Origin of the sequence: Streptomyces katrae (assembly GCF_000966975.1) — a bacterium.
Lineage (GTDB): Bacteria > Actinomycetota > Actinomycetes > Streptomycetales > Streptomycetaceae > Streptomyces > Streptomyces katrae.
In genome coordinates this window covers 1-3002 of record NZ_JZWV01000806.1, presented here as the reverse complement: position 1 = coordinate 3002, position 3002 = coordinate 1, and the positions used below count along the sequence as shown (strand labels likewise).

Annotated in this window: 4 protein-coding genes; 3 read left to right on the top strand and 1 reads right to left on the bottom strand. The window is 73.8% G+C overall.

Annotation, left to right across the window (positions count from 1 at the left end; genetic code table 11):
- Nucleotides 1-46: 46 nt before the first annotated feature.
- Complete coding sequence (locus tag VR44_RS27005) at nucleotides 47-679, bottom strand: TIGR03085 family metal-binding protein (RefSeq protein WP_045950218.1); 633 nt, start codon at nucleotides 677-679, stop codon at nucleotides 47-49.
- Between the two features lie 84 nt (nucleotides 680-763).
- Between VR44_RS27005 and hisI the strand changes: the two genes are divergently transcribed.
- The 3 genes from hisI to VR44_RS26990 all read left to right on the top strand — a co-directional run.
- Nucleotides 764-1129, top strand: coding sequence for a phosphoribosyl-AMP cyclohydrolase (hisI, locus tag VR44_RS27000; RefSeq protein ID WP_045950217.1), 366 nt, complete (start codon nucleotides 764-766; stop codon nucleotides 1127-1129).
- Between the two features lie 19 nt (nucleotides 1130-1148).
- Nucleotides 1149-2639 carry an anthranilate synthase component I gene (locus VR44_RS26995; protein ID WP_045950216.1) on the top strand — a complete coding sequence of 497 codons (1491 nt, stop codon included), beginning with the start codon at nucleotides 1149-1151 and terminating at the stop codon, nucleotides 2637-2639.
- Nucleotides 2640-2653: 14 nt separating this feature from the next.
- The coding region (locus VR44_RS26990) for a Trp biosynthesis-associated membrane protein (protein WP_045950215.1) at nucleotides 2654-3002 on the top strand (349 nt) is incomplete at its 3' end.

Below are 3002 nucleotides of genomic sequence, written 5' to 3'. Positions count from 1 at the left end.
GGGCTGGGATCAGCCCCGCCGGCGATCGAGGCGCGCCGGCCCGGGGTCAGATGCCCAGCTCGGCCACGGTCAGGCGGGACACCGCCTCCCTGTCCCCCTCCAGGTCCACCGCGGCAGCGGCCTGGCGGCCGAAGCAGAAGAGCGTCAGCTCACCCGGCTCGCCCGTCACCGTCACCACCGGCACCCCCTTGTGCGCCACCGCCGTACGCCCGTCCGGGCGGCGCAGCACCAGGCCCACCGGGGAGCGCCGGCCCGTCAGCCGGGCCAGCCTCTCCAGCCGGGACCACAGCGCGTCCGCGAACACCGGGTCCAGCGCCCGCGGCGACCAGTCCGGCTGGGCCCGCCGCACGTCCTCGGCGTGCACGTAGAACTCCACCGCGTTCGCCGCCTCGTCCACCTGCTTCAGCGCGTACACCGACAGCTTCGGCGGCCCGGTGCGGATCAGCCGGATCAGCTCCTCGTACGGTTTCGCCGTGTACTCGGCCATCGCCCGGTCGAGCCGCTCCTTGAGGACCTTCAGCAGCAGGCCGCCCGCCGCGTCCGGCCGCCGCTCGCGGACCACCACGTGCGCGGCCAGGTCCCGGCAGGTCCAGCCTTCGCACAGCGTCGGGGCCTGCGGCCCGGCGGCCTCCAACAGGTCGGCCAACAGCAGGCGTTCGCGCTTCGCATGGGTAGACATACCGGCCAGCCTACGGCCGGAACCCGGCCGGCGGCTGCCCATCAGGCGGACGGAGATCAATGAGGGGCACCGCGGCGCGGCACAATGGGCCCCATGAGTACGTCCTCCCTCGACCCCGCCGTCGCCGCCCGCCTCAAGCGTTCCGCCGACGGCCTGGTCCCGGCCATCGCCCAGCAGTACGACACCGGAGAGGTGCTCATGCTCGGCTGGATGGACGACGAGGCCCTGCACCGCACGCTCACCACCGGCCGCTGCACCTACTGGTCCCGCAGCCGCCAGGAGTACTGGGTCAAGGGCGACACCTCCGGCCACTACCAGCACGTGAAGTCCGTCGCCCTCGACTGCGACGCCGACACCGTGCTCGTCAAGGTCGACCAGGTCGGGGCCGCCTGCCACACCGGCGCGCGCACCTGCTTCGACGCCGATGTCCTGCTCAGCGACGCCGACTAGCCAGTTAGGGTCCCACCCCATGGATCTCGAGACCTTCCGCAAGCTCGCGGCCGACCGCCGTGTCATCCCCGTCAGCCGCCGGCTGCTCGCCGACGGGGACACCCCGGTCGGGCTCTACCGGAAGCTGGCCGCCGAGCGCCCCGGAACCTTCCTCCTGGAGTCCGCCGAGAACGGCCGCTCCTGGTCCCGCTACTCCTTCGTCGGCGTGCGCAGCGACTCGACCCTCACCGTCAAGGACGGCGAGGCCCACTGGATCGGCACCCCGCCCGTCGGCGTCCCCACGGACGGCGACCCCCTGGAGGCCCTGCGCGCCACCGTCCAGGCCCTCCACACCCCGAGGGACCTGGCGGGCGGCATGCCCCCCTTCACCGGTGGCATGGTCGGCTACCTGGGCTACGACATCGTCCGCCGTCTGGAGCGCATCGGCGACCACACCGAGGACGACCTGAAGCTCCCCGAGCTCACCATGCTGCTCACCTCCGACCTGGCGGTCCTCGACCACTGGGACGGCACCGTCCAGCTCATCGCCAACGCCATCAACCACAACGACCTCGACACCGGCGTGGACGAGGCCTACGCGGACGCCGTGGCCCGCCTCGACGCGATGGAGGCCGACCTGGCGCGCCCCGCCCCGTACGCGCCCGCCGCGCTGCCCGAGTCCGAGCTGCCGCCCTTCGACGCGCTGTGGGGCGGGGAGAAGTACCAGGCCGCCGTCGAGGACGTCAAGGAGCGCATCCGGGCCGGAGAGGCCTTCCAGGTGGTTCCCTCGCAGCGGTTCGAGACCCCTTGCGAGGCCTCCGCGCTGGACGTGTACCGGGTGCTGCGGGCCACCAACCCGTCCCCGTACATGTACCTCTTCCGCTTCGAGAACGGCTTCGACGTGGTCGGCTCCAGCCCCGAGGCGCTGGTGAAGGTCGAGGACGGCCGGGCCATGGTCCACCCCATCGCCGGCACCCGCCACCGCGGCGCCACCCCGCAGGAGGACAACGACCTCGCCGAGGAGCTGCTGGCCGACCCCAAGGAGCGCGCCGAGCACCTGATGCTCGTCGACCTCGGCCGCAACGACCTCGGCCGCGTCTGCGAGCCGGGCTCGGTGGAGGTCGTCGACTTCATGTCGATCGAGCGGTACTCGCACGTCATGCACATCGTCTCCACCGTCACCGGGCGGGTCGCGGAGGGGAAGACCGCCTTCGACGTGCTCACCGCCTGCTTCCCGGCCGGCACCCTGTCCGGTGCGCCCAAGCCGCGCGCCATGCAGATCATCGAGGAGCTGGAGCCCTCCCGCCGCGGCCTGTACGGCGGCTGCGTCGGCTACCTCGACTTCGCCGGGGACTCCGACACGGCCATCGCCATCCGTACGGCCCTGCTGCGCGACGGCACGGCGTACGTGCAGGCGGGGGCGGGCGTGGTCGCCGACTCGGTGCCCGAGCTGGAGGACCAGGAGTGCCGCAACAAGGCCGCCGCGGTGCTCCGCGCGGTCGGAGCGGCGAACCGCCTCCACCGCGGCTGAGGGCGTAGGGGATAGTGGGGTACGTGAGTGCCGTACCCCTGTCCCCGAACGCCGACGCCCCCGAGAGCGGAGCGGGCCGCCGCACGGTGGCCGTCGCCCTGCTGCTCGGCGCGCTCGGCGCCACCGTCGTCCTGCTCGCCTCCGGCCGCGTCTGGGCCCGGGGCAGCGCCGCCGTCGGGGGCGGTTCGCTCCCGCTGACCGCCGACGGGCGGGCCGTCACCGGCCTCCCGGCGGCCCTGGCCATCGTCGGCCTCGCCGCCCTGGTCGCGGTGTTCGCCGTACGCGGCCGGGGGCGGCTGCTGGTCTCGGCGCTGCTCGCGCTGAGCGGCCTGGGCGCCGCGCTGTCGGCCGTGGCCGCCGCCG